23 protein-coding genes and 2 pseudogenes are annotated in these 26,462 nt (G+C 71.7%); 19 read left to right on the forward strand and 6 right to left on the reverse strand.

All coding sequences use genetic code 11. The features are described from left to right. Positions 1-15: 15 nt before the first annotated feature. Positions 16-1,869, reverse strand: coding sequence for a hypothetical protein (locus tag RM425_RS10085; protein ID WP_311345060.1), 1,854 nt, complete (start codon positions 1,867-1,869; stop codon positions 16-18). Positions 1,870-1,996: 127 nt separating this feature from the next. On the opposite strand from RM425_RS10085, the gene RM425_RS10090 reads away from it, so the two are divergent. The 4 genes from RM425_RS10090 (at position 1,997) to RM425_RS10105 (ending at position 7,459) form a co-directional block, all read left to right on the forward strand. Continuing rightward, complete coding sequence (locus tag RM425_RS10090) at positions 1,997-2,728, forward strand: type 1 glutamine amidotransferase (protein WP_311345061.1); 732 nt, start codon at positions 1,997-1,999, stop codon at positions 2,726-2,728. A 3-nt stretch (positions 2,729-2,731) separates the two neighbouring features. Further along, on the forward strand, positions 2,732-5,824 hold the full coding sequence (locus tag RM425_RS10095; RefSeq protein WP_311345062.1) for a bifunctional [glutamine synthetase] adenylyltransferase/[glutamine synthetase]-adenylyl-L-tyrosine phosphorylase: 3,093 nt from the start codon (positions 2,732-2,734) through the stop codon (positions 5,822-5,824). 147 nt (positions 5,825-5,971) lie between these two features. Then, positions 5,972-7,084, forward strand: coding sequence for an AMIN-like domain-containing (lipo)protein (locus RM425_RS10100; RefSeq protein WP_311345063.1), 1,113 nt, complete (start codon positions 5,972-5,974; stop codon positions 7,082-7,084). 84 nt (positions 7,085-7,168) lie between these two features. After that, positions 7,169-7,459 (forward strand): CDGSH iron-sulfur domain-containing protein, encoded by a 291-nt coding sequence (locus RM425_RS10105; RefSeq protein ID WP_311345064.1) that lies wholly within the window; start codon positions 7,169-7,171, stop codon positions 7,457-7,459. 43 nt (positions 7,460-7,502) lie between these two features. On the opposite strand, the gene RM425_RS10110 is transcribed toward RM425_RS10105, so the two are convergent. Next, positions 7,503-8,516 carry an iron-containing redox enzyme family protein gene (locus RM425_RS10110; protein ID WP_311345065.1) on the reverse strand — a complete coding sequence of 338 codons (1,014 nt, stop codon included), beginning with the start codon at positions 8,514-8,516 and terminating at the stop codon, positions 7,503-7,505. A 74-nt stretch (positions 8,517-8,590) separates the two neighbouring features. Between RM425_RS10110 and RM425_RS10115 the strand changes: the two genes are divergently transcribed. The 13 genes from RM425_RS10115 to RM425_RS10175 all read left to right on the forward strand — a co-directional run bounded on the left by RM425_RS10115 (position 8,591) and on the right by RM425_RS10175 (position 17,936). Continuing rightward, positions 8,591-9,436 carry an SDR family oxidoreductase gene (locus RM425_RS10115; RefSeq protein WP_311345066.1) on the forward strand — a complete coding sequence of 282 codons (846 nt, stop codon included), beginning with the start codon at positions 8,591-8,593 and terminating at the stop codon, positions 9,434-9,436. 115 nt (positions 9,437-9,551) lie between these two features. Continuing rightward, complete coding sequence (locus RM425_RS10120; protein ID WP_311345067.1) at positions 9,552-10,124, forward strand: hypothetical protein; 573 nt, start codon at positions 9,552-9,554, stop codon at positions 10,122-10,124. A 32-nt stretch (positions 10,125-10,156) separates the two neighbouring features. Further along, positions 10,157-10,885, forward strand: a complete 729-nt coding sequence (locus RM425_RS10125) for a glutamine amidotransferase (protein WP_311345068.1) — start codon at positions 10,157-10,159, stop codon at positions 10,883-10,885. A gap of 153 nt (positions 10,886-11,038) precedes the next feature. Then, positions 11,039-11,974: a phosphate/phosphite/phosphonate ABC transporter substrate-binding protein gene (gene phnD / locus RM425_RS10130; RefSeq protein WP_311345069.1), complete on the forward strand. Its 936-nt coding sequence runs from the start codon at positions 11,039-11,041 to the stop codon at positions 11,972-11,974. Beyond that, the gene (gene phnC / locus RM425_RS10135) at positions 11,971-12,831 is read left to right on the forward strand and encodes a phosphonate ABC transporter ATP-binding protein (RefSeq protein WP_311345070.1); all 861 of its coding nucleotides are present in this window, start codon (positions 11,971-11,973) and stop codon (positions 12,829-12,831) included. Before phnD ends, phnC begins: the two co-directional genes overlap by 4 nt. Continuing rightward, the gene (gene phnE, locus RM425_RS10140) at positions 12,831-13,706 is read left to right on the forward strand and encodes a phosphonate ABC transporter, permease protein PhnE (RefSeq protein ID WP_311345071.1); all 876 of its coding nucleotides are present in this window, start codon (positions 12,831-12,833) and stop codon (positions 13,704-13,706) included. Before phnC ends, phnE begins: the two co-directional genes overlap by 1 nt. After that, entirely contained in the window at positions 13,703-14,476 is a 774-nt protein-coding gene (locus RM425_RS10145; protein WP_311345072.1) for a tyrosine-protein phosphatase, read from the forward strand. Before phnE ends, RM425_RS10145 begins: the two co-directional genes overlap by 4 nt. Before the next feature lie 3 nt (positions 14,477-14,479). Continuing rightward, a complete protein-coding gene (locus RM425_RS10150) occupies positions 14,480-15,118 on the forward strand; it encodes a TetR/AcrR family transcriptional regulator (RefSeq protein WP_311345073.1) in 639 nt (212 codons plus the stop codon). Positions 15,119-15,761: 643 nt separating this feature from the next. Further along, positions 15,762-16,112 carry a hypothetical protein gene (locus tag RM425_RS10155; RefSeq protein ID WP_311345074.1) on the forward strand — a complete coding sequence of 117 codons (351 nt, stop codon included), beginning with the start codon at positions 15,762-15,764 and terminating at the stop codon, positions 16,110-16,112. A 9-nt stretch (positions 16,113-16,121) separates the two neighbouring features. Further along, entirely contained in the window at positions 16,122-16,313 is a 192-nt protein-coding gene (locus RM425_RS10160; protein ID WP_311345075.1) for a hypothetical protein, read from the forward strand. Between the two features lie 748 nt (positions 16,314-17,061). Further along, a complete protein-coding gene (locus RM425_RS10165; RefSeq protein WP_311345076.1) occupies positions 17,062-17,529 on the forward strand; it encodes a LysM peptidoglycan-binding domain-containing protein in 468 nt (155 codons plus the stop codon). Between the two features lie 65 nt (positions 17,530-17,594). After that, the gene (locus tag RM425_RS10170) at positions 17,595-17,723 is read left to right on the forward strand and encodes a hypothetical protein (protein ID WP_311345077.1); all 129 of its coding nucleotides are present in this window, start codon (positions 17,595-17,597) and stop codon (positions 17,721-17,723) included. A 30-nt stretch (positions 17,724-17,753) separates the two neighbouring features. After that, on the forward strand, positions 17,754-17,936 hold the full coding sequence (locus RM425_RS10175; RefSeq protein WP_142027405.1) for a hypothetical protein: 183 nt from the start codon (positions 17,754-17,756) through the stop codon (positions 17,934-17,936). A 208-nt stretch (positions 17,937-18,144) separates the two neighbouring features. Here RM425_RS10175 and RM425_RS10180 read toward each other — a convergent pair whose 3' ends face one another. Together RM425_RS10180 and RM425_RS10185 are read right to left on the reverse strand one after the other, a co-directional pair. Further along, positions 18,145-18,858, reverse strand: a complete 714-nt coding sequence (locus tag RM425_RS10180) for an adenylate/guanylate cyclase domain-containing protein (protein WP_311345078.1) — start codon at positions 18,856-18,858, stop codon at positions 18,145-18,147. Positions 18,859-19,027: 169 nt separating this feature from the next. Further along, positions 19,028-19,899, reverse strand: a pseudogene (locus RM425_RS10185) (IS3 family transposase); the annotation flags it as partial. A 262-nt stretch (positions 19,900-20,161) separates the two neighbouring features. Here RM425_RS10185 and RM425_RS10190 point away from each other — a divergent pair. Next, positions 20,162-21,211: an IS110 family RNA-guided transposase gene (locus RM425_RS10190; protein ID WP_311345079.1), complete on the forward strand. Its 1,050-nt coding sequence runs from the start codon at positions 20,162-20,164 to the stop codon at positions 21,209-21,211. A 17-nt stretch (positions 21,212-21,228) separates the two neighbouring features. Here the strand turns inward: RM425_RS10190 and RM425_RS10195 are convergent, their stop codons facing one another. Next, on the reverse strand, positions 21,229-21,528 hold the full coding sequence (locus RM425_RS10195; RefSeq protein ID WP_311345080.1) for a transposase: 300 nt from the start codon (positions 21,526-21,528) through the stop codon (positions 21,229-21,231). Positions 21,529-21,558: 30 nt separating this feature from the next. After that, positions 21,559-22,149: an adenylate/guanylate cyclase domain-containing protein gene (locus RM425_RS10200; RefSeq protein ID WP_311345081.1), complete on the reverse strand. Its 591-nt coding sequence runs from the start codon at positions 22,147-22,149 to the stop codon at positions 21,559-21,561. Positions 22,150-22,742: 593 nt separating this feature from the next. Between RM425_RS10200 and mobF the strand changes: the two are divergent. Continuing rightward, a pseudogene (mobF, locus tag RM425_RS10205) lies at positions 22,743-26,366 on the forward strand (MobF family relaxase). The last annotated feature ends 96 nt before the right edge of the window (positions 26,367-26,462 follow it).

Here is a 26,462-nt window from a genome sequence, read left to right on the forward strand (position 1 = left end):
GCCCGGCGGGGCCGGTCAGCGGACGGCGACGGCGCCGACCAGGCCACCCTCGACGCACAGCCCCAGCTCCGGGGTCTGCGGCGTCACGAGGAGCGCGGACCCCTCGCCGCTGAGGCGGATCCAGACCGTGTTGCGGCCGGCACTGACCGGGGCGCGCACCGCCTCGCCGGTGCCCAGGACGACCTCGATGGTGCCGTCGCGATCGGCGACGTAGTCAAGCTGCGCCGTCCACTCGCCCTCCGGCAGGGGGCCCTGCAGGTCGACGGACGTACCACCCTCGGCGGCGACGGCCCACCCGCAGCCGGGGACGGGTCCGTCGACCACGAGCGGTCCGGGCACCACCTGGGCCGGCCGCAGCTGGCCGGCCTCGTCGAGCACGAGCAGCTCGGAGGTCGAGGTGGCGAACTCGGGCCGGTCGGCCACCGGCCCGAACACGCGGGAGGCCTGGTTGACCGGTGCCGCCGACGCCCAGAGCACGAACGAGGGCACGGGCTGGTCCAGCAGGGGCGTCGGTCCGGCGGCGGCGAGGGAGGCCCGCGCGGCATCGAGGTACGCCGCGGCGGGGTCGTCCTCCCACGCGCGGCTGTGGCTGATCGTCGACAGCACCGCGGTCACGACGAAGCCGGCGGTCAGCACCGCGACGAGCGGGACGAGCACGCGCGGGCGCACCCGCCCGGGTCGGGCCCTGTCGTCGCGGGACCGCAGCCACAGGGAGCGGGTGGGGAGGGTGAGCAGGAGCGCGCCGGCGGCGGGGAGCAGGACCGACTCGGCGGGGAAGTAGCGGTAGGCCAGCGGGAGGATGTCCCCCCATCCCGCGCCCGACCGGCCCAGCGCGGCCATGAGCAGGCCCGCCCCGGCGGCGCCGACCACCAGCGCCCAGACGGTCGGCGCCCCCCGGAGACGGACCGAGGTCCACAGGCAGGCGAGCGACAGCACCACACCTCCGGCGATCACCGACCAGGTCGGCAGCTGCGCCAGGGGAGCGCCCCCCATGCGGATCGACCACTCGAACGGGCCGCCCAGCACCGACGGCGCCAGCGCCTTGTAGCCGGTGGTGATGGTCAGGATCACGTCGCTCGTGCTCCCGTCGTTCACGGGGTCGGACTCGCGCGTGGAGACGTAGGTGAGCGCCCAGATCCCGAGGACGACGACCATGCCGAACCACAGCGTCCAGGCCCGGCGCAGGGCCGCGAGGATCGGGGAACGCACGCCGTCCCGGAGCAGGACGACGACCACGAAGACGAACGCGATCGGGGGCAGCAGGACGGCCTTGATGTAGAAGGCGAGCCCGAAGGCGAGGGCCGCGGTGCCGCTGAGCGCGTGCCGGCGACGGCCGGTCCGCGCCAGCTGCACGGCGTCGGCGACGCACCACGCCAGTGCGATCTGCAGCGGCAACGAGTTCAGCGCGGCCGCCCACCAGGTCAACGAGCCGAGCGCCAGCGGGGTGAACAGGCCGAAGGCCAGCGGCACGAGGAGGACCGGCCGGGAGCCGAGCAGCACCCGCAGCAGCCGCAGCAGGGCCAGCGACGCCAGTGCCTGCAGGACGATCAGCGAGACAGCGGCCGGCCACCACTCCAGCGGCGCCGCCCGCTGCACCAGCCCGGCCACCAGGAATCCTCCTGGCATGAGGTGACCGTCGAAGTCGTAGAGCAGGTAATCCGGCGAGAACAGCGGGTACTGCTCGGCGAGCTGGAGCAGGCGCAGGTCGTCGGCGTAGTAGTTCCGCCGCAGGACCACCCAGCCGCGCAGGCCCAGCTGCAGCGCGATCAGCGAGAAGGCGGCGAGCAGCACCCAGCGGCCCCGCGTTCTCGATGCGGGCACCGGGGACGGCGCCACGGCATGCGTGTCCCGGACGCTGATGGTCTCCACGTGCACCCCTCTGCCGACGGCTGGGGGAGTCTAGGCGTGCGCCCGTGCCGGCGTCGCGCGACGGCGCGGTCGTCGGGGTGCCACGCCGGGGCGGGCCCGGGCCGCCGGCGCGGCTAACCTGCATCGCGTGGCCCGTCTCCTCGTCGTCGTCCCGAGCGAGACCGACCCGCCCGCCCGCCTCGGCGGCTGGCTGGCCGATGCGGGGCTGACCCTCGACGAGCGGCGCCTCGGGCTGGGGCACGTCCTGCCCGGGACCCTCGACGGCCACGACGGGCTGCTCGTGCTCGGCGGCCCGCAGTCGGCGACCGACGACGAGGCGACCAGCCCCGAGCTGGCCGGCGTGCGCGCGCTGCTGCGCCAGGCGATCGCGACCGACCACCCCACGCTCGCCGTCTGCCTGGGCGCCCAGCTGCTGGCGGAGGCCGGGGGCGGCGCGGTCCGGGTGGGTGTCGAGGGCCCGGAGGTGGGCGCCACCCTGGTCGCCAAGCGCGATGCCGCCTACGCCGACCCGGTGTTCGGGCCGCTGCCGCTCACCCCCGACGTCCTCGCGTGGCACCACGACGAGATCGCGGCGCTGCCGCCCGGCGCGACGCTGCTGGCGAGCAACGCGCACTACGAGAACCAGGCGTTCAAGGTGGGCGGGGCCGTCTACGGCATCCAGTTCCACATCGAGACGACGCCGGAGATGGTGCGCGCCTGGGCGGCCGGCGACCCGGTGGGCGTCGCGGCCGCGCCCGTCGACGTCGAGACGCTGTGCGGACGTGCCGATGCCGTGCACGACGACCTCGCCGAGACCTGGGCGCCGTTCGCCGCGCGCTTCGCCGACGTGGTGCGGGCGCACGCCCGGCCGGAGGCCTGAGCCGTGGGTCCCGACGTGGAGATCCCGCGCCGCGCCGTCGTCCGCCTGGTGCGGTTCGGCTTCGAGGACGGGGAGCGCGCCGCACGGCTGCTGTCCCATCCCGACCTGGGCCTGTGGGACCTGGAGCGCAACGAGCCGGCCGACCCCGAGGCCGGGCCGGTCGTCGCCGCGCTGGCCCGCGCCGGCGACCCGGATCTCGCCGTCCGCTCGCTGCACCGCCTGGTCGAGGCGCTCGACGAGGCCGATGACACCGGTGACTCCGCGGCCTCGCTGCTGGCGCGCCTGCGGGGCTCGGCGCCGCTGCGCAGCCGGCTGCTCGCGGTGCTGGGCGCCAGTTCCGGGCTGGCCGACCACCTGGCCGCCCATCCGGACGACTGGACCGTCCTCGACGACGGCGACGCCGGCCCGACGCGGCCGACCCCCCAGGCGCTGCAGCGGCAGATGCTGGCTGCCGTCGGCGCCGATCCGGACGACCCGCCGTGGGGCGTGCGCCTGGGCAAGGGCGCTCCCGACGCCTCGCCACTCCGGGTGGCCGCGCTCCGGCTGGCCAACCGGCGGGCCATCCTGTCCCTCGCCGGACGCGACCTCGGCGACAACCTGCCCGTCGAGGAGGCCGCGGCGGAGCTGGCGGACATCGCCGCCGCGGTGCTCACCGCCGGGCTGGCACTGGCCGTGGCCGAGCAGCCGGCCGACGCCGCCGCCTGCCGCCTGGGCGTCATCGCGCTCGGCAAGACCGGTGGCCGGGAGCTGAACTACGTCAGCGACGTCGACGTGGTGTTCGTGGGCGAGCCGGTGGATCCCTCGGACTCCGAGAGCGCCGCCCTCGGCAGCGCGACCCGGGTGGCCGCGGCGCTCATGCGGATCTGCCGCGAGGCGGCCTGGGAGGTCGATGCGGCGCTGCGCCCCGAGGGGAAGGCCGGCGTGCTGGTGCGCACCGTCGCCGGCCACTCGGCCTACTACGAGCAGTGGGCCAGCACCTGGGAGTTCCAGGCGCTGCTGAAGATGCGCCCGGTGGCCGGCGACCCCGATCTGGGCCGGTCCTACGTCGACGCGCTGTGGCCGCTGGTGTGGAAGGCCGGTGACCGGCCCGGCTTCGTCGGCGAGGTACAGGCCATGCGCCGGCGGGTGGAGGAGAACATCCCGCCCGCCCAGGCCGAGCGGGAGCTCAAGCTCGGCCGCGGCGGGCTGCGCGACGTCGAGTTCGCCGTCCAGCTGCTGCAGCTGGTGCACGGCCGGGCGGACGCCACCCTCCGCGACGGCGGCACGCTCCCGGCCCTGCTGTCGCTCTCCTCCGGCGGGTACGTCGGCCGCGACGACGCCGCCACGCTCATCGCCTCCTACCGCTTCCTGCGCACCGTCGAGCACCGCCTGCAGCTGCTCCGGCTGCGGCGCACCCACCTGCTGCCCACCGACGAGCAGCAGCTGCGCTGGCTGGCCCGGTCGCTGGGCTACAAGCCCGACGCCCGCGGTGGAGCGGTGGACGTGCTCCGGGCGGAGCTGGCCCTGCACACCCGCGAGGTGCGCCGGCTGCACGAGAAGCTCTTCTACCGGCCGCTGCTCTCGGCGGTGGCCCGGGTGCCGGGGGAGCGGCTGCACCTGGGCTCGAAGGCGGCCGGCGACTGGCTGCGGGCGCTGGGCTTCGGTGACCCGGAAGCGGCGCTGCGGCACCTCGGCGCGCTGACCGGCGGGGTGTCGCGCTCGGCGTCCATCCAGAAGTACCTGCTGCCGGTGCTGCTGCAGACCTTCGCCTCCTGCCCGAACCCCGATGCCGGCCTGCTGGCCTATCGGCAGGTCAGCGAGGCGCTCGGGGGCAACCAGTGGTACCTCCGGCTGCTGCGCGACGAGGGGCAGGTGGCCGAGCGGCTCGCGCAGCTGCTGGGCTCCAGCCAGTACGTCGCCGGCCTGCTGACCCGCACCCCGGAGGCGTTGCGCCTGCTGGCCGACGACGCCGAGCTGGAGCCGCGCGCGGTCGCGACGCTGACCAAGGCGTGGGGGCAGGCGGCCGGGCGGGCCGGGGACCCCCAGGCGGGCATCCGGGTGCTGCGCGGCCTCCGCCGGCAGGAGCTGCTGCGCATCGCCTGCGCCGATCTGCTGGGCCGGCTCGACGTGCTGCGCGTGGGGCAGGCGCTGACCGACGTCGCCGTCGCCACGCTGCGCACCGGTCTGGACGTCGCCCTGCGGGCCCACGCGCTGGACACCGGCACCGAGGTCACCGACCTGCCGATGGACATGGCGGTCATCGGCATGGGCCGGCTCGGCGGCGGGGAGCTGGGGTACGGCTCCGACGCCGACGTCCTGTTCGTCCACCGGCCCCGGGCGGGGGCCGAGGAGGGCGCGGCGACGGCGGCGGCCAACGCCGTCGCGCACACGCTGCGCCGCCTCCTCTCCGAGCCTGCGCCCGACCCCGCGTTCGAGATCGACGCCGACCTCCGCCCCGAGGGGCGCCAGGGCGCGATGGCGCGGAGCCTGTCGGCCTTCCAGGCGTACTACGAGCGCTGGGTGTCGGTCTGGGAGGTCCAGGCCCTGCTGCGGGCGGCGCCGGTCGCCGGCGACGAGCAGCTCGGCGCCGACTTCGTCGAGATGATCAATCCGATCCGGTATCCCGCCGGCGGGCTGGCTGCCGAGCAGGTCGCGGAGATCCGGCGGATCAAGGCGCGGGTGGAACGGGAGCGGCTGCCGCGCGGCGCCGATCCGGCGACGCACACCAAGCTGGGCAGGGGCGGGCTGGCCGACGTCGAGTGGACCGTCCAGCTGCTGCAGCTCCAGCACGGCGCCGGCGCCGACGGGCTGCGGGTGCGGCCCACCGTCCAGGCCCTCGCGGCGGCCGGTGACGCCGGGCTGCTCGGGGCCGAGGACGCCGACGCGCTGCGCTCGGCCTGGGAGCTCGCCACCCGGGCGCGGAACGCGATCTTCCTGGTGCGCGGCCGGCCCAGCGACCAGCTGCCCAGGCCCGGACTGGAACTGGAGGGCGTGGCGCGCGCCTGCGGATACGGCCCGGACACCGAGCCGGGGCAGTTCCTGGACGACTACCACCGCACCACCCGCCGGGCGCGCAGCGTCGTCGAGCACGTCTTCTACGGCCAGCCGGCCGGCTGAGGCCGCCCGGCTGAGGCCGCCCGGCTGAGGCCGCCCGGCCGGTCGACATGTCAATCGGGTGACGTGTTGCCGGCGCGGATTCGACCGGGCTCCGGGTGGAAAGGGCTGGTGGGGGAAGGGTCTGGAGAGGAAATGGGTGGTTCGGCGATGCGACTGCTCGCGGCGGGCGTCTGCACGGCGCTCGCGCTGACCGCCTGCGGCTCCTCCGACGACCCGTCGGGGCAGCCGGACGGGACCGCGGCGGCTCCGTCGACCTCCGCCGAACCGACCTCTGCTGAGCCGACCTCCGCCGAACCGACCGACGCCGAGCCGTCCGGCCCGAGGGAGGACCAGCCGGTGGAGCCGATCGCCGTCGGCGACGTCGACGAGTCGGCGGCCGAGGGCAGTGGGCCGCCGGTGACCCTCACGGACGTACGGCTGGGGGCCCACGACGGGTTCGACCGGATCGTGTTCGAGCTGGCGGGCGAAGGACAGGCGGGCTGGCAGGTCGGCTTCACCGGCGCGCCCCGCTCCCAGGGATCGGGCCTGCCGGTGGACGTCCCCGGGCACGCCGTCCTCGGCATCACCCTGACGAACATCGCGCTGCCGGGCGACGCAGTGCCCGGTGCGCAGCCGTGGGAGGTGGGCAACCTCCGAGTCCACGCGAGCGCCGTCCTCGACACCGTCGTCACCGACACGCTCTTCGAGGGGCGCTACGCCTTCTTCGCCGGGCTGGACGAGCAGCGGCCGTTCGCCGTGGGGCAGCTGACCTCCCCGCAGCGGATCGTGGTCGACCTGCTCGACGAGGAGCCGACGTCGACCACGGAGCTGTCGCAGCGGTGCGAGAGCCCGGCCGGCTTCGCGATCTCCTATCCCGAGGGGTGGTCGGTCAACTCGGGGGAGACGGTGCCGTCGTGCACCCGGTTCGCGCCCGAGTCGTTCAGCATCCCGCCGGCCACCGACGCGCGGGTGGGTTCGGTCACCGCGTCGGTCGAGACGATTCCGTTCGACCGCGTCGCGTCCGCCGGCACGGCTGAGCCGGACAGCCGGCAGGAGACCATGGTCGACGGGCACCGGGCGGTGCGCATCCAGCGCGTGACCGTCGGTGAGGGTCTGTACCCCGCCGGCATCCGGATGACCAGCTACGTCGTCGAGCTGGAACCGGGAGGCGACGGGCCGCGGACCCTCGTGGTCGACACCGTGGGGCTGCCGCAGTTCGACTACGCACGCAACGTGCGGATGCTCGACCGGATGATCGAGACCATCGACATCACCGGCTGACGACGTCACCGGCTGACGTCGCCCCTCAGGGTGAGCGATCCGGTGACGGGTGTGCCCGGCCCGTCATCCGGGCAGTGGAGTCGGGTGCCGCAGCCTTCGACCGCCTCACCCGAACCGTCCGACGACGCCGCTCCGGAGGGGGGCGCCACGATCACCCCCTACCGCGACGGGCCGCTGATCGTCCGCGGGGACTTCCGCCTGGTCGACCAGGACGGCGCCGAGATCGACCCGGGCCGCGGGACGATCGCGCTGTGCCGGTGCGGGAAGTCCGGCATCAAGCCCTTCTGCGACGGCTCGCACAAGCGGGCCGGTTTCTCCGCGCCCAGCGCGCCCAGCCGCCCCCGACCCGCCGCGCAGCTGCGTCAGGAGGACTGACCCGCCCGCCGCGCGGCTGCGTCGGCAGGACCGACCCGTCGCGTCAAGCGGCCAGGGAGGGTTCGCGCCGCAGAGCGCTCCGGCCGGCGTCCCAGGCGGCCAGCAGGTGCCGTGCGGCGAGGCCGTCCATCGCCAGGGAGCTGCGGGCACCGAACAGGACGTCAGCGGTCAGCTCCGGGTTCTCCACGACGAAGGCGCCGCACATGTCGACCGAGGCGATCTGCTCGTGGACGGCGTCGGCCTCCACGTGCTCGTCGTAGAAGACCGTCGTCGACTCGTCGAAGCCCAGCCGTCGCAGCCCGGCCGAGTAGCGGCGGCTGGGCTCGGAGGATGTCATCTCCACCGTCGCGAGGTGCCCCAGTGCGGCGCCCCGCCACCGGCGGTGCAGCCCGAACAGCGACATCGTGTTGACCGAGGAGAACGCGACGGCGGGGGCGTCGTCCCACAGCGCGCCGTAGGCGGAATCCAGGTCGAGGTCGCGCATCAGGCCGCCGAACAGCTCGCTGTGCATGCGCACGGCCGAGCCGCCGCCGTACTCGTCCGCCTGGATCTCGACCATGGCCGCCTTCGTCCGCCCGCTGAGCCGGGGGATGGCGAAGGTGTGCGGATCGCCTTCCTTGAGGTGGTACACCGACCGCACGGCCAAGTACTCGCGCCACTGCGCGAGCGTGCCCTCCCGGGCCATGAACTTCGACAGCGACGGGCCGTCGTCCGCGGCGATGGCCGTCGTCAGCTGCACGTCGATCGGCTCGTCGGTCGTCGCCACCGGCCCGACGAGCTCCTGGAGCGCGGACAGGTGCAGCGTCTCCAGGACGCCGCGCAGCCGGAGGAGTTCCGGGTCCCACTCCCAGGCGTCGTCGACCTCGTCGAAGCCGCGGTAGTGCAGCTCGTAGCAGATGGCGAGCGACAGCTGGAGGTCCTCGTCGGTGAGTGCGTCGAGCGGGGCATCGGCCAGGCGGGCGGCGGCCTCCAGCGTCGCGGCCGACAGCGCCGGTCCGGTGGCCAGGTCACGGATGAGGGACTCGCTGAGCGGACCGCGGGCAGCAGGCAGGTGCATGACCTCGGCATGCCCAGCACCAGCGGATTCGATACCTCGCGGCTGGCGATCTCCCCCGTGGGTAGGACCACAGCATGTCCCGAACGAGCGATCGCGTCGTCGTCGTCTCCGGTGGCAGCGCCGGCATCGGCCGCGCCACCGTCGAGAAGCTGGTCACCGGGGGCGCGCGGGTGGTCACCTGCGCGCGCGACGGCGACCGCCTCGCCGAGGCGGTCGGGACGCTGCCCGGGGTGACCACGGTGACCGCGGACATGGCCGACGCCGCCGACCGCGTCCGCCTGGTCGAGGCGGCGCTGGCCGAGCACGGCCGGCTCGACGCCGTCGTCCTCAACGCGGGGCTGGGCTGGGCCGGCCTGGTGGAGGACATGCCGGACGACGTCGTGCCGGGCATGGTCGCGCTGAACCTGACCGGCGCCGTCGAGCTGACCCGGCTGGCGTTGCCGCACCTGCTCACCGCCGCCCGGGAGCGGGGGAGGGGGGACGTCGTCGCGGTCTCCTCGGTGGCGGCGTGGTCGCAGGTGCCGCCGTTGACGGTGTACTCGGCGACCAAGGCCGGCCTGGCCGGTTTCGTGAAGGGCCTGCGCCGCGAGGTGACCGCCCGAGGGGTGCGGGTGCACACGGTGAACCCCTTCTTCGTGCGGACCGAGTGGCTGGCCCGCGGGCACGGGCACGCGCCGACGTCCGACGCGGACGCCCGTGGCCGGCTCTCCCGCGGCATCGCCCCGGAGCGGGTGGCGGACCGGATCGCGGACTGCCTGGGGTCGCCGTGGTCGAGGACGGTCACGGTGCCGCGCTGGGCCGGGGCGGCGCGGCTGGGCGAGGTGACGCCGGTGAACCGGCTGCTGGACCTCGGGCTCTCCCGGCAGACCGGCCGGATCCGGCGGGCGGCCCGGCAGTCCGTGGAGGCCCGGGTCGACTGACCTCAGCGGGCGCCCCCGACATGACGATCCGATGGAGATACGGCTCGCCGCGTTCCGCTCGGTGGCCCGCGGGCTAGGAGCCGGTTCCGGCACCCGACGGAAGCAGGTTTCCCGCATGCGCACGATGCTCGCCGGGGTGTGCGCACTGCTGGTGCTGACCGGCTGCGGCGGTGCGGACGCCCAGCCCGCCGCCGCGCCACCGGTGGTGTCCGGCACGGCGACTCCCGGGCCCGGGACTGCCGACGGTACGTCCGACTGCACCCACCCCGCCGGGTTCCGCGTGAGCCACCCCGCGGACTGGCAGGTCAATCCGGGGCGCGTGCTGCCGGTCTGCAGCTGGTTCGCCGAGGAGACGTTCACCGTCCCGGAGGCCAGCGGCATCCGCACCGCCGACATCACGTTCGCCATCCGGCCCGTCGCGGAACTGCCCATGCGGTGGCCGGACGAGACCGCTCGCTCCCGCGTCGAGGTCGACGGGCGTGCGGCGCTGCGCGTGGAACAGGTGGCGACCCTGGGCTTCTACCCGGCGGGTACCCCGATCACCGCGTACGTCCTGGACCTCGAGACCGACGGGACGGCCCTGGTCGCGAGCACCGTCGGACTGCCGGGGACCGACTACGACCGGAACGTCGCGGTGCTCGACGCCATGATGGCCTCCCTCGTCCTCGACCCCACCTCCGACGCCTGACCGCCCGGCACTCCGCCGCCTAGGCTGCGCCCGTGCGGCCGTTCCTCCTGCTCTCCACCCGCGCCGAGGACGACGCCGCCGACGACGAGTACACGGGCTTCCTGCGGGCCACCGGACTGGCGGAGCGCGACCTCCACCGCGTCCGCCTCGAGGCGGGGCCGCTGCCGGAGATCGAGCTGGACGACTATGCCGGCGTCCTCCTGGGCGGCAGCCCGTTCACCACCAGCGACCCGGTGGAGCAGAAGTCCGACGTGCAGCTCCGGGTGGAGCACGAGCTGGACCGGTTGCTGGACGTCGTCGTCGCCCGGGACCTCCCGTTCCTCGGTGCCTGCTACGGCATCGGCACCCTGGGCACCCACCAGGGCGGGGTCGTCGACCGCACCTACGGGGAGCCGATCTCGGCGGTGCGGGTCGCGCTCACCCCGGCCGGCCGGGCCGATCCGCTGCTGGCGGGCATGCCCGCGGCGTTCGACGCCTTCGTCGGGCACAAGGAGGCCTGCCGGGTCCTCCCGCCGTCGGCGACCCTGCTGGCCGGCTCGGCGGGCTGCCCCGTGCAGATGTTCCGGGTCGGGCGCAACGTCTACGCCACCCAGTTCCACCCGGAGCTCGACGTGCCGGGGCTGGTGACGCGGATGCACGTCTACCAGCACGCCGGCTACTTCCCGCCGGCCGAGCTCGACGAGCTCGTCGCCCGCGTCACCCCGGCCGTCGTCACCGAGCCGGGCCGGCTGCTGGCGGCCTTCGTGGCCCGCTTCGGCTGACCCGGGCGCGCACGCCCGGTCACCGCATGTTCACCGTCCCGGCCGTTACCGTATTGCCGGTCTGCTAATTCCCGGACATGTCCGCGGGCTGCACTGAGGACACCCACCGGCACGACCCGGTGGCGCTCCCTCCGCACCCGATAAGGACGTCCCATGCGCGTGCACGCTGCCCTGGCTCTCGCCGCCGGCTCCGCACTCCTGTTCACCGCCTGCTCCAGCAGCTCGGCCGCCGACACCGCCGACGGAGCGGGGTCCGGCGACGGGGGCGGGACCGAGGTCATCCGCTTCGCGACCCTGCCCCTCGGCGACGACCCCAACGCGGTGACGCCGGTGGACGCCCTCAAGGACATGATCGAGGCCGAGACCGGCATGGAGGTGGAGCTCACGGACGTGCCGAGCTACTCGGCCGTCATCGAGGCCATCCGCAACGGGCACGAGGACATCGGCATCATGAGCGGCTTCCCGTCGGCGCTCGCGGTGAGCACGGGGGAGGTCGACTCGCTGGTCGCGTGGCCGGGCGAGGACGAGCCCGTCTCGACGTGCCTGGTGCTCGACGACTCGCCCCTGAAGTCCTTCGAGGACGTCAGCTCCGACACCGTCATCGCCTTCGCCGACCCGGCGTCCAGCTCCGGCTACTTCATGCCCACCCACATGCTGCACGAGGCCGGGCTCGAGGCCGACGAGGACTACAGCTCGCTCATGTCCGGTGGCCACGACCGCAGCTTCCTGGCGCTGCAGAACGGCCAGGCGGACGTCGCCTGCACCTCCACGATCTTCCCCGCCATGGCCGGCCAGGGCTCCCCGCTCTTCCCGTTCGAACCGGGCGACACCCGTTCCATCGGGGAGAGCATCTCCATGCCGATCGCCATCACGGTGCTCGGCAGCACCAGCATGAGCCAGGAGAAGCGGGCGGCCCTGCTCGAGGCGATCCCCAAGGTCTTCTCGGCCGAGAACGCCGACCAGCTGGGTGTGTACGCCGAGGCCATCCCCGTCGGCGTCGAGCCGATCATCGAGCCGGGCGACGAGCTGTTCCAGCCGTTCGTGGACATCGCCGCGATCGCCGACGTCGACATCTCGGACCTCGAGTGAGCGGGCCGCGCCTGGCGCGGCGGGCCGAGCAGCGGCCGCCGGCCACCGAGCAGGCCGCGCCTCTCCCGACGGGGTCCGGACGTCGGGCCGACGAGGACCGCCGCGTCAGCGTCCGGAACCTCACCGTGCGCTACACGGCCCAGGACCCGCTCGTGCTCGACGGGGTCGACCTCGACCTGTACGGGGGCGAGACGGTCGCGCTGCTGGGCGCGTCCGGATCCGGCAAGTCCACGCTGATGAAGAGCCTGACCGGGTTCGCGCCCATCACCTCGGGCACGGTGCGGGCAGGCGACCACGACCTGACCGACCTCCGTCCCGGTCAGTTGCGGGAGGTGCGCTCGCAGATCGGCCAGGTGTTCCAGCAGTTCAACCTCATCGGCCGGCTGTCGGTGCTCACGAACGTCCTCACCGGCGCCCTCTACGACGCCGGTCCGGTCAACCTGCTGGGCACGTTCTCGAGCGCCCACCGCGCGAGGGCGCTGGAGCTGCTCGACCGGGTCGGGATCGCCCACAAGGCGGAGGACCAGGCCCGCACGCTCTCCGGCGGGCAGCAGCAGCGCGTGGCGATCGCCCGCGCGCTGATGCAGAACCCGCGCATCATCCTCGCCGACGAACCGGTCGCCTCGCTCGATCCCCGGATGAGCCACACGGTGCTCGACCTGCTGCAGAGCATCGCCCGGCAGGAGGGCATCCCCGTGCTCGTGAGCCTGCACGTCGTGGCGCTCGCGGTCGAGCACTCCGATCGGATCGTCGGCCTTCGCTCCGGCCGGGTGGTGCTGGAAGGGGCCACCGGCGAACTCTCCGCCGAGGGACTCGCGTCGGTCTACGACGTCGACGACGAGGACGGGGACGACTGATGCCGCAGCTCACGACCGGCACCGAGCCGGAGCGCCCCACCATCCCGACGCCCCGGCGGCGGGCCCCCCAGCCGGCCACGCTCGACGACGCGGCGCGGGCACGGCTCGAGCGCGCGTTCACCGCTCCGCGCGCCCGGTTCACGACCGGCGTCGTCGTCGCGATCGCGCTGTTCACCTGGTCGTCCATCGGTGCCGAGTTCAACTTCATCAAGCTCGGCGAGGGCGCCTCCAACATGGCCGAGTTCGTGTCGCGCATGTTCCCGCCGTCCTGGGACAAGTTCGACACGATCGTCCGGCTGCTCGTCGAGACCCTGCAGATGGCGATCGTGGGCACGGTGCTGGGCACCGTGCTCGCGCTGGTCTTCGCGTTCGGGGCCGCGTCCAACATCGCGCCGACGTGGCTCTACTACCCGTCGCGCTGGGCGATGAATGTCATCCGCTCGCTGCCCGACCTCGTGATCGCCCTCATGTTCGTGTCGGCCGTGGGCCTGGGCCCGTTCGCGGGCATCCTCGCCATGACCGTCGGCTCGATCGGTTCGATCGGCAAGATCTTCGCGGAGGCCATGGAGTCGGTCGACCGGCGTCCCATCGTCGCGATGGAGGCGGTGGGTGCCTCGAGGCGCCAGATCATCCAGTACGGCATCCTCCCGGAGGCCGCGCCCATGCTCACGAGCTACACGCTGCTGCTCTTCGAGGGCAACGTGCGGGGCGCCACGATCCTCGGCCTGGTCGGCGCCGGCGGGATCGGTCTCGAGCTCACCACCGCCATGAACATGTACGACTACGGCCACCTCAGCGCCATGGTCATCTGCATCGTCGTGCTGGTCACGGCGATCGACCAGGCCAGTGCCATCATCCGGAGGAGGATCACATGAGCCTGATCGACGACGCGCCGCGGTTCCCGCTGTCGGCGCCGGTGAACCTGCGGCACCTCGGCGGGGTCGAGATCCCCGGCGGCACGATCCGGGACGACTTCGTCATCCGCGCCGACGACCTGTCCCTCGCCGACGAGGACTCGGCCACCCGGCTCGTGCAGTCCGGCGTGGCGACCGTCATCGACCTGCGGTCGGCCGCGGAGGTCGGCGCCACCGGCCGCGGACCGCTCGGCCGCATGCCGGTGGCCTACCACCACCTGCCCTTCCTGGGCTCGATCGGCTCGGCCGGCTTGCCGGCGGCGTCGGACGTCTTCGACCAGTCACGGTTCGAGGCGATGTACATCCGCATGTACGAGGAGGCGGCCCCGCGCATCGTCACCGCCCTCGCCGTCATCGCCACGGCGCCGGGCACCACCGCCTTCCACTGCGCGGCGGGCCAGGACCGGACGGGCGTGCTCGCCGCGTCCCTCCTGCTGGCGCTCGGCGCGGAGCACGAGGCGATCGTCGAGGACTACGCCAGGACGGCCGTGAACTCCCAGGCGGTGATGGACCGGATCGCCCCGGTCATGACGTCCTTCCTGGCCGAACTCGGCATCGACCTCGACCAGGCCGCCCGTGCTGCGATGCGCACGGAGTTCTCGCCCGCGCCGATGCAGGGGCTGCTCCGGCACCTCAGCAGCACGTACGCCGACCCGCTGGCACCGCTGCGCGCCGCTGGCCTCACCGACGGGCTCGTCGCGATGCTCCGCGAGCGGGCGCTCGCCGCCTAGGACGTGGACGACGACACCGCGGGAGCCACCGCGGGCCGGGCCGGGCCGGCGGGTGATCCCCGCCGCCCCGGCCGTCCGCGCACCGAGGGGCTCGACGAGCGGATCCTGCAGGCCGCCCTGCACCTGGTGGACCGCGACGAGCCCGTCACCGTCCGGGCGGTGGTGGCGCTCAGCGGGGTGAGCCGGACGGCCCTCTACCGACGCTGGCCGAGCATGACCGATCTCGTCGCCGCCGCGCTCGACCACGGGCGCACGGCTGCGCAGATCCCCGTCGACGGGGACATCAGGCAGAACATCGTCGACGCGCTCTTCGGGGACCCGCGCACCACCCACGGCACCACCTACTCGGAGCGGCGGTTCCGCCGCCGGCTCGTGCTCGGCCTGGAGAACCGCGTGGTGCAGAAGGCGTCGTGGCGATCGCACGTCGAGCGTCGCCGGGCGGGGACGGTGGCGGTCCTGCAGGCCGCCGTCGACCGGGGGGTCCTGCGGGCCGACACCGACATCGAGGCGGCGATCGACCTGATCAACGGCGTCTTCTACTACCAGTACGTCGTGCGCGGCTGCATGTTCGACGACCCCGCGGCGCTGGCACGCTGCCGCGAGGCGTTCGAAATCGCCTGGCGGGGCATGGCGGCGTCCTGACGGCGCGGCCAGGTCCCGGGCGTCGGCGGTGCCGGCTGGCCGGGGCGCAGACGCACCGCGGCCCCCGACCTGACGATCAGGTCGGGGGCCGCGGTGGTGACAGGACTCAACTGTCCACGGCTCAGATGTCGTAGTACATCGCGAACTCCCCCCGCGTGATTGGGCACCTGTGGCTCTTCGTTGATATAGCGCCTAACCTGCACCTTCCTGGTTGGTGACGTTCGGAGACAGATGGGTCTTGTTGAACCTTTTGGGGACTGGATGGGGACTGGCGGCAGGCCCCCCGGTGACGGCGCGGCGCGCGGTTGGCTGCCTTGACCCATGGCTGCGGACCGGAATCCGGCTCGCACGTCGGCACGTCCGCGGTATCGGCGACGCGCGTCCCACCCGATCAGCGTGCCGGCTGCCTCGGTCGCGGGAAGGGCGCTTCGCGTCCCTTCGGGATCGGCCTGCGGCCGACCCTTCCCTCGACCAGCGCCAGCCGGATCGGGCGGGTTGTGGGAAGCGCAGGGGAGTGTGGACGGCGGAGGTCTGTCAGTGAGTGGTCCCGCGTGGGCCGGAAGCTCACTCCAAGGGGGCGTCGTCCCGACGAGGATGGCCTACGGCATCATCGGCCGAGGCGCGACTAAGTTACCCTGCTGGCGTGAGTGGTGATCCGGCGCGGGATTACTACTACGGAATCGTCGCTGAACTTCGACAGACCTACGTTACGACCAAGTTCGCAGTCGCCGGCCTCCAGCATTTCGCCGACCAGACCGCGCAGCATGGTGGGTCGACGGAGAACCCCGACCCCAGAATCTTCATCGGTGCTAGAGCGCCCGATGCGGAGGGGTCGCCGACTCATCACTTGTGGGTTCGGCGTTCCGAACTGGAGACGGCCGCCGACCCGCACGGGCCAACACCGGTGACATTGGCGCAGCAGTGGATTGTCTCGACATTCCATCGCTGGGACGACGTGCACCGTCCGCATCTGGCCGGGTTGTGCGGTGTCTAGCTGAATAACGTGACGAGCGATGTTTTCGGTGATCTGCGGCGTTTCCGTCACGACATTATCCACCACAAGGGCGTCGCTTCGGCCGACTGGTCGCCGAAGGCGGTGGTGCTCCAGTGGTTCCAGGTGGGCGATGTGATCGGCTGCAACGACGGTCAGTTCGCCGAGCTCATGACCAAGCTGAAGGTCGCCGTTTCTGGCTGACCCTCGCACCTTCAGTGCGCCGCCCCGCTCGGCGTCGACATGAGTGAACAGGTGGTGTTGCCGGGGGCATCTTCGCGGCCCCGTGCAGGTCTGTTCTGCGTGCCGGCAAGGGATCCCCAACAGGACGCCAGCGGTTGGCTGACCCCGGAACATCGTCGTAGCGCATTGGATACCGGGACGCTTCGATGCGGACCGGCGCGACTGAGTTCGAAACACCTGGAGTGCGGCAGATGAGTCTGTCGAGGTCGACCGAGCCGCCGTTCCCCGAGGCCAGTCGCGGGCTGGTCGCCACGATGCTTGAGGACCGATGGGCCGCCGGGACCCCCGTACGTCCGAGCGAGCCTGCTGACGTGTCCCAGGAGTCAGCCGGTTGGCCGCCCGGGCCGTCGCTGGCTGGTAGATGACCCCCTGGCCCGCACTGCGGGCTGGCGGGGCACGGGCTGGCGGGGCGATAGCCGGCGCGCAGAGGCGCCTCCCACTCAGAACTGAGTTCGATCGGGCTGACAGCCCTGGCTCCGCCGTCACCGTCACCGCAGAGCGATCGCACACGGGAAACCGCTGCAGCGACGTCCGTACAGCACAGCAGCTGCCTCGCCGGGCGTCCTGCAGGGAGGGATCCATCTCTAGGCCGTCCGCACACCGCTGGAAGACGTAGTTGCAAGTGTGTGGTTTGGAGCTACTGAGCGCGGGCACCCTGAGTGCAGGGTTCGCTACAGCGCGTGCCCGCTCGAGTCACAGGAGGGTTTAGATGGACACGTACGGGATCCAGCTTCGGCAGCCTCTGGCGGGCGATTTGGTCGGCAGGACATTGCCGATCGCCGCAATCGGGACGGCGTTCGAAGCTTCCTACGGCTGGCGGCTGCTCGCGGGAGAGCACGAGATCGCCAAGGACTTCTTCTCGGCCGGCTCGATGGGCCTCATGGAGTCCTTCGTCCACGAAGCATCTGTCAACACGGAGTACGTCGGTCCCGCCACGTTCCAGTTGTTCGGTGACGACCCTTCAGGGGAGCGCGATCCAGGCCTCGACACGCAATCCGTGTCTGTAATCGTCATTGGAGGGATGCACGGATATCAGCTGCATCAGGTGGTGAAGGGCGACACCTTGACGGCCATCGCTCGTGAGACAGGGTCCGACGTCCAGAAGATTACGGCAGCCAACAGCCTTCAAGATCCGAATAAGATCCAGGTGGGGCAGATTCTTAGGATTCCTCTGTAGGCCTACGGGCACACAACGTCCCGGCGCTCGATGGCCCGGCGAGTCGGTCGAGGACCGAGCCGGTCATGAATGAGGCGCTGGACCTGACGCACGGAGATCCCAAGTCCCAGCTCGTCACGGATGAAGCCGGCCAGCAGGCCGCGCTCGGCAAGCTCGATGAGTCCAGCGATGCCATAATGATGTTGCATCCATAGACATCATAACGGAAAGCGAAGGGTTGGGACATGGCTTTCATTCAGTGCGGGGTCCAGAACGGTGAGCTGTGGATCAATACCGATCACGTGTTGGTGATCACCAAGTCCCAGCGTGGGGAATACCAGCTTCTGACTGCGAAGGGTCAGGCCTATACAGTCGACCGGGGAAGCCATGACCGGCTCGAGCGGCTGCTCAACGAGGATGGCCAGTAGTCGCAAAAGCGTCTACCCGCACAAGCTACCTTTACGATGCAATCACTGGCCGACTCAACAGAGGCCAGACAACGTAAAACGTGTCAGACCATAAAAAACAGTCTGATCCGATACATAGAGCGAAACTCGCCTTGGTGTCTGCCCTCCCCGTCCAGTCGACGATCGCCGCGTGGATGCGCCAGGCCCCGCTCGTCCGGGTCGAGCACCGTCAGCACTCCCAGCCGTAGTTCGACCCGTACACCGTGACCTTGCGACCCCCGAAGTCTCGCTCACCGAGCCAGGTCCACCTCGGCTGGTTGTATTCGTCGTCTTCGTAAGAGGTCTCCGTGTCCATGCCGTAGTAGGCGTCATCGGTGGCGTAGAGGCTGTAGCCCTCCCGGAGACCGCTGAGTTTGGCCGCTATGTTCGGTGCCCGGCCGATGGAGATGAGGTCGTCGTTGCCGCGGATGCCCGCGCGTACCAACAGAGCCTCTCCCGTGTCGATGCCGACGCCGTGCTTGAGTTCCCAGCCGATTGCCTTGACCTCCGCCAGCCGCGTGGGGAGTAAGTAGTCGAGGAAACCCCGCCAGTACTCGATCCCGAGTGCTGCCTTCGCCGCCCGGCTCTCCTTGTCCCAGCCGACGAAGATGCCCATGACGCGGTCCCCGTCGAAGCTGCGGATGTCACCCTCGTTGTAGCGGATCACCCGCACGGCCATGTCCAGGTAGACCCGCATGACCCTGGCTGCCACCTCGGCGTCGATGGACTGAGCCAGTTCGGTCGAGCCGGCCATGTCCGCGTAGAGGTAGGTCGCGTCGAGCTTGACCGCCTGTTTGTCGTAGACCGTCTTGCTGTCCGGGACAACCCGACCGTCGCGAACCTCCCACGGATGATTCAGCAGCGTGGACAGGCGGTTCAAGATGTCCCGCTCCAGGTCGCTCAAGCTGTCTCCTTCTGCCGGTGGACGGTAGGTCCAAGGGTAAGGGAGTGCGGTGACAGTCCATGGGGCAACGAGTTCGGGTAGTAGTCGCGTGACATAAGTAATGAATTAGAAGCAAGAATGACGATAAGGGACTGCCCAGACTTCAGTTGACTCGGTTCGGTAGGTGGAGTCAGGCCGCGTGAGCGGCCCTGGTCAGTGTCTCGAACTCGATCGGGGTCATGCGGCCGAGGGTGTCTTGGCGTCGGCGGCGGTGATAGGTCTTCTCGATCCAGACGACGATTGCCAGCCGCAGCTGCTCGCGGGTCTGCCACCGCTGGCGGTTGAGGACGTTCTTCTGCAGCAGGCTAAAGAAGGACTCCATGGCGGCATTGTCCGCGCAGGCCCCGACCCGGCCCATGGAGCCGCGCAGCTGCGCGTTCCCCAGGGCCCGAACGTAGGCGTGGGAGCGGAATTGGCTGCCGCGGTCGGAGTGGACGATCGTGTCGACGCCGCCGCGCAGGGCGAGGGCGTTGGCCAGGGCGTTGACCGCGAGGTCGGCGGTCATCCGGGCGCCGATGGAGTAGCCGACGATCCGCTTGGAGCAGGCGTCCTTGACCGCGCAGAGGTAGAGCTTGCCCTCGGCGGTGGGGTGCTCGGTGATGTCGGTCAGCCAGAGCAGGTTGGGGGCCGGCGCGGTGAAGTCGCGCAGCACCAGGTCGTCGTGCACCGGCGGCCCGGGCTTGCGGTTCAGTCCGCGCTTGCGGGAATGCACCGACCACAGCCGCTGAGTCGTGCAAAGCCGGTTCACCCGGTTGCGGGACGCGGTGATGCCCTGGTCGGCGAGCTCGTCGGCGATGTACCGGTAACCGAACTCCGGATCGTCGTGGTGGATGTCGATCGCGGCGTTGATCAGGTGCGCGTCGTCCCAGTCGCGCTGGCTGACCGGTTCGGCCTGCCACTTATAGAAGGCCTGCTTGGAGAAGCCGAGCACCGGCAGGTCACCACGACAGGGATCTTGTCGGCGGCGAGCTCTTGGACCAGCGGGTACATCTGTAATGGATGGCGGCTGGCCCGTGGCCGGCTGAGAAGCTGGGCCTCAGCCTGCGCGCGTGACTCCGGGTATATGCGACTCACCGCCCGTCGGTGGTGTCTTGAAAATGACCTGTCCACGCGCGGGCCGGGGTTCGGCCTCCCGCCCAGATGTCTTGATTAGAAGCCTGTCCGCCCAACGATCAACGATGGGCGTGACTCATTACAGATGTGTCTCTGAGCGACTCCACGGGTCCGAGCTGATCGATTCACCTGCGCCCGATCAAGGAGACTCATGAGCATCGTCGCCGAGACCGTCGAGCACGTCGTCGGCATCGACACCCACGCCCGCACGCACACCTACTGCCTCCTGCACGCCCGCACGGGAGCGGTCATCGACACCGCGACCTTCCCGACATCGAAGGCAGGCAACGCTCGCGCGATCGACTGGATCGGTCGCCGCAGCCAGGGCAGCGTTCTCGCCGCCATCGAGGGCACCTCGTCCTACGGCGCCGGCATCAGCGCAGCTCTCCTCGAACACGGGTTTGACGTCGCCGAGGTCCGACCGGCCGCCCGGTCCACGCACGCCCACGCCGGCAAGTCCGACACCCTGGATGCCGAAGCAGCTGCTCGTTCGGTGATCGGTCGCGACTACGCCACCCTCGCTCGGCCCCGTCAGACCGGGCCTCGTGCGGCGCTGCGGATCCTGCTGGCCTCCCGCTCCATCATCGACCAGCAGCGCACCGCCAACCGCAATGCGCTCACCGCGCTGCTGCGCAGCGTCGATCTTGGCGTTGACGCGCGCAAGCCGCTGACCGACGCTCAGATCCGCACCATCGCAGCCTGGCGCACCAGCCGGACCACCTCATCAGAGGCATCGGTCATCGCCCGGCGCGAAGGCCACCGTCTCGCTGCCGCGGTGCTGGAGCAGACCGAGGCGCTCAAGACCAACCACCGCGAGCTGCGCCAGCTCACCGAACAGCTCGCCCCCGGCCTGCAAGACGTTCCCGGCCTCGGACCGGTCACCGCGGCGATCATCGTCTGCGCCTACTCCCACCGCGGGCGCATCCGCTCCGAGGCGGCGTTCGCAGCTCTCGGGGGCATCGCACCGCTACCGGCGTCCTCGGGAAACAAGACCCGGCACAGGCTCTCCCGATCAGGAGACCGGCAGCTCAACCGCGCTTTCGACATCGCTGTCCGCACCCGCATGAGCCATGACTCCAACACCCGCGATTACGTCACCCGCCGACGAGCCGAGGGACGCAGCAACCGAGAGATCCGCCGCTGCCTCAAGCGCTACGTCTGCCGTTCCGTCTTCCGCCAACTACAGACATGCATGGCTTGACGACAGGCATAGAAGCGTCATTTTGGGAGCACGTCGCGCGCGAAGTAGGCCGTCGCGCGGCGCAGGATCTCGTTCTCCTGCTCGAGCTGCTTGGCGCGCTTCCGCAGTGCGCGGTTCTCGGCCTCAAGGTCCCCGCCGGCGTCGCCCAGCGAGGAGGGCCCAGAGATGCCGTCCTCCCGGTCGGCGATCTTCAGCCACCGGGCGAGGCAGGACTCAGAGACCCCGAAGTTTCTCGCGACCTGAGCGATCGACTGGTCGCCCTGCCGGGCGACCGCGATCACGTCGCGCCGGAACTCCTTCGGGAACGGCTTGGGCACGGTGCTGATCCTTCCAGCGAGGCCGCAGCCTCACAGGCAAGGAGTCAACCGAACCCTGGGCAGTCCCATCCGCTTGCCGCCGCGGACCTCGCTGAGCTTGGCGGCAATGTTCGGTGCCCGTCCGATGGACACGAGGTCGTTGTGTCCACGCACGCCGCCTCGCACGATCATGGCCTGCCCGGTGTCGATGCCCACGCCGTGAGTCATCACCCACTTGAAGCTGGGCCACTTCTTCTTGAGCGCCGGGTTGATGATCTCGTCGAGCACCCGGTTGAGTTTGAGGCCAGCGGTGGCTGCGTCCGTGTTCTTGGCGTTGCCGATGAAGATGGCCATCACCCGGTCTCCGTCGAACGAGCGGATCTTGCCTCCCTGGGCGTTCAAGATGCGCGTCGCCGCGTTGAGGTAGGCCCGCATCACCTGGGCCACGGCCGGGCTGTCGTAGCCCTGCGCCAGTCCAGTGGAGTCGGCCATGTCGGCGTAGAGGTAGGTCGCATCGAGCAGCTTCGCCCCGTTGGCGAGCGCTACGTCCTCCGTCTCGGGCACGACGGTGGCGTTCTCGGTCTTCCACGAAGCAGCCAGCACGTCGTTGACGCCCTTAGTGACGTCGTCCTTCAGCGTCATGTCTCCCCTTGCCTGAAACCGGCGGTATAGCAACCTCCTGACCGTAGGAGCAGGGTCTGACAGTCCCGTGGCGCATGAAGAAGTCCCCTCGTTTGAGCCCTGGGGACTAGCTTTCGCCTCGCCAGTCAAGACCTGTAGCGGGCAGGGGTCATCGGACCGGGCGCCTTGGCATCCGGCCGTTGGGTGCAGCGCGGTGGTCGGGCCCGGGCGGTGGGGCCAGGTTCGGCAGGCTGATCAGACGCCGTCGAGCGGCTGGCTTTCGTGTGTGCGCCGTAGGCGGACCGCCTGTGCGGACGAACTGAGAGGCCCGTGAGTCTGTGCCACCGGCACAGCGGGACGTCATCGTCACGAGCAACCGGCCCGTCGTCATCCTGCCTATGATCAGCGACTGTTGTTAATGGCCAATGAAATGACGCCTGCGATTGCCCGCAACCGTTAGCTACCAACGCTTATCGCTAGCAAATTGCCCTTTACTGCAGAACGGCACGCACGCTACCCATAGCGGTAGTTCGGGCCCCGCTTCGCGGGGCCCACTGCCGTTCTAGGGGTGACGTGTTGGCCATTGTCGGGTGGCGCTGAATATGCATGGCGGAATGAAGGTCTACGCTGGTGCTGCTTCGGCGGCCCGCCACTACGTGGAAGCCGACCGAGGCCGGGCTGATGACTACTACCTATCCGAGGGAACCGGCATCGCGCGCCGCTACACCGCCGGCGCCGGTCGGACGCAGGAGCTGGCGCCTCTGACCGGCGACGCCTACGAGGCATGGGTCGCGGGCCTGGACCCGGACACCGGGACGGCCCGCGGTTGGTTGCGGACCGACGACCGCGCGGTGCGGTTCGTCGAGGTGGTGGTCAACGGCCCGAAGTCCTGGTCGCTGGCCGCCGCCGTGCACCCGAACGTCGCCGAGGCGTACGACGCCGCCCAGGACCGCGCCGCCGCCCAGATCATCGGCTGGCTGGCCCAGCACGCCACCACTCGGGTCGGGCCGCGCGGCGAGCAGGTGCAGGTGCCGGTACAGGGGCTGGAGGCGGTGACGGTTCGGCACCACACCTCCCGCGCCGGCGATCCGCACCGGCACCTGCACCTGCAGGTCAACGCCCGGGTGTTCGCCGCCCGTCGGTGGCGGGGGCTTCACACCGTGGGCGTGCGCGATTCGCTGGCCGCGATCAACGGCATCGGCCATGCCGCGGTGGTCACCGACCCGCAATTCCGCAGCACGCTGGCCGCGCACGGATACACCCTCGACGGCACTGGAGAAATACGGGAGCTCGCCGAGTACGTGGGTGCGTTCAGCGCCCGGGCGGCGCAGATCGGACGCCACCGCGAACGCTACGAACACGAATGGACGCAGGCGCACCCCGGCCAGACACCGGGGCCGGCGTTGCAGCGGGCCTGGGATGCCCGGGCTTGGGCCGAGGGCCGCCCGGACAAGGTCACCCCGCAGCCGGGTGCGGACCTCACGGCCCGATGGCTGGCCGAGCTGGCCGCCCTCGGGTATCGCGACCGGGACGTCCCCGTCGGCCTGACGCCGACGTCGATCGGCGGGCTGGACCGTGACGCTGCTGTCGGCACCGTGTTGACCCGGCTGGGCGCCGGCCGCTCGGCGTGGAACGCCGCCGATGCCCGCGGCGAAGTGGAGCAACTGATCGCCGCCGCGGGCGTCGTCGCCGACACCGGGGTCCGCCTCGAGTTGGCCGAGGACCTCACCGCCCGCACCATGGCGCGCTGTGTGCCGCTGCTGGACCGCGACGGCGTTCCCGAGCACATCCGGGCCTGGACCTCCCAGCCGGTGCTCGACGTGGAGGCCGACCTGACAGACCGGTTCGCCGCCCGCAGCGCTCCCTCCGTGACCGATCGGCAACAGGAGCCTGAGCTGCCGCTGGCCGCGCTCGCGCGGCTGGACGCCGGCCAAGCGGCCGCGACCGCCTCCCTGGCCGGTGACCGGCCGCTGGTCGTCATTGAGGGTGCGGCCGGTGCAGGCAAGACCACCCTGCTGGCCGCCACCCGCGACCTGCTCGAGGCGCAGGGCCGCCGGCTGACGGTGGTCACCCCGACGCTCAAGGCGGCCAAGGTCGCCGCTGCCGAGGTCGGCACCGCCGCCGGCTCGGCTGCCTGGCTGGCCTTCCAGCACGGCTGGCGCTGGACCGACCAGGGGACCTGGAGCCGGCTGGCCGCCGGTGACGCCGAGCCGCGCACCGGAGGCGTCTACGCCGGGCCGAAGCCAGGGGCGAGCCTCATGCCCGGGGACCTGCTGGTGGTGGACGAGGCTGGGATGCTCGACCAGGACACCGCCCGCGCGGTGCTGACCCTCGCCGACGAGTACGGGGTGCGCCTGGCGCTGCTCGGCGACCGGCACCAGTTGGCCGCGGTCGGCCGCGGCGGCGTGCTGGACCTCGCCGCCGGTCAGGTCGATCCGGCCGCGCACCTGACCCTGCAGACGGTGCACCGCTTCACCCGCACCGACCAAGCCGGCCGGACGACACCGGACGTCGAGTACGCCGACCTGACCCTGGCCATGCGCACCGGCGCCGAACCGGGCGCGGTCTTCGACGCACTGGTAGCCCGCGAGCAGATCCGCTTGCACGTCGATCCTGCGGCGCTACAGGAGGCGCTGGCCGACGTTGTCGCCGACCATCACCGTGATGGCGAGCGGGTGGCCGTGGTGGTCGACACCCGCGAGCAGGCCAGCGACCTCAACGCGGCCATCCGCGAGCGGCTGGTCGCCGACCGCCGCGTCGACGACGTCCGGGTCGCGGTCACCGGCGCCGGGCAGCGGATCGGAGTCGGGGACCGGGTCGCCACCCGCCGCAACGTCCGCGACTTGGGCGTGGCCAACCGCGACGTCTGGACCGTCGTCGCCGTTGGCCCCGGCGGGGAGCTAACCGTCATCCCGGGCGATGTCACCCCGGCCGACGCCGTCCCTGCCGGTGTCACCCGGGTGAGGACGGGGGAGCGGGTGCTGCCCGCCGGCTACGTCACCTCCTATGTGGAGTTGGCCTACGCCAGCACCGCGCACGGCGCGCAGGGTGACACCGTCACCGCGGCACACCTGGCGGTCGGCGAGCACACCGGTGCGGCGTCGGCCTACGTCGGCATGACCCGCGGCCGCACCGCCAACACCGCCCACCTGATCGCCGCCGATCTGGCCGAGGCGCGCGGGCAGTGGATCGCCGTGTTCGGTCGCGACCGAGCCGATCTTGGCCCCGGCCATGCCGCCGCTCAGGCCGCCGCCGAAGCGACCGGCTACGCCGCACCCCGCCCCCTGGAGCAGGTGCTGGCCGATCTGCGCACGGCGTGGACGGTCGAGCAGCGCTGCTCCGATCGGCTGGCGGTCTTGGAGCCGTGGTGTGACGCCCTGCGCCAGGCCGTGGCGCTCGAGGCAGCCCACGGCGGCGAACTCACGCGGCTGGAAGCCGACCACGAACAGGCGACTCGCACCGCCCAGCGAGCGACATAGCGGGTCGAGGTCGCCGCTGCTGTCCTCGCCCAGGCAGCCGACCGGATCCGCGATGGACTGCTCGCCGCCTGGGACGGCGAGCGCGGCGCCGCCCGCGCCGCGGCCCGGGTGGTGCTCGACGGGCCCGGCTGGTGGGGACTCAAGCGCGCACCCGTCGCCCGCGCCAGTGAGCAGCTGGCCGGCTGGGCCGACCGGTGGCGCCCGCACCTGCCCGACCTGCCCACCGACGCCGAGCGGCTCGCCCGGGTGGCCGACCGGTTCGACGACCGGCCGGCGCTGTGGAGGGCGTTCGACACCACCGCCCACCGGGCCGCCGAACGGGACCACCACGAACGCCACTCACTGCACGCCGCGACCGAAGCGGCTGGGCGGATCGGTGAGGAGGCCCGTCTCGCACTGATCGACGCCCACCGCCGGAGCCAGGAACGGCTCGACCCGCTCGGGCCGATCGCTTGGGCACCCGATCCCGCAGGGCGGCTGGCCGACCTCGAGCGCCACGTCGCCAGCGCACGGCACGAGCTGGCTGGCGCACAGGCCCGCATCGGCCGACTCGCCACGGAGCCGGCCCTGCTGGGTCAGCCGCCCGACCGGCTCGCCGCAGCACGGAAGGCCTGGCGCGGACGCCGCGACACCGGGCATCACCGGCGCCCAGCTGTCACGCCGGGGCCGGCCGGCGACCGGGCGGGGGTCCCACGACCCGAGTCCGAGCGTTCCGGGCCGCGGGCCACGCCTGGTGCCGCCCCGGGCCTGGGGCGGTGAACGGGCCGGACGCCATCACCGGGCCCCAAGCGCCAGGCCATGACCGCAGGCGCTCCTACCTCCTGATCGACCGGCGACAGGAGCGGAACGGGAGGA

It is taken from the genome of Blastococcus goldschmidtiae, assembly GCF_031845325.1.
GTDB classification, from domain to species: domain Bacteria; phylum Actinomycetota; class Actinomycetes; order Mycobacteriales; family Geodermatophilaceae; genus Blastococcus; species Blastococcus goldschmidtiae.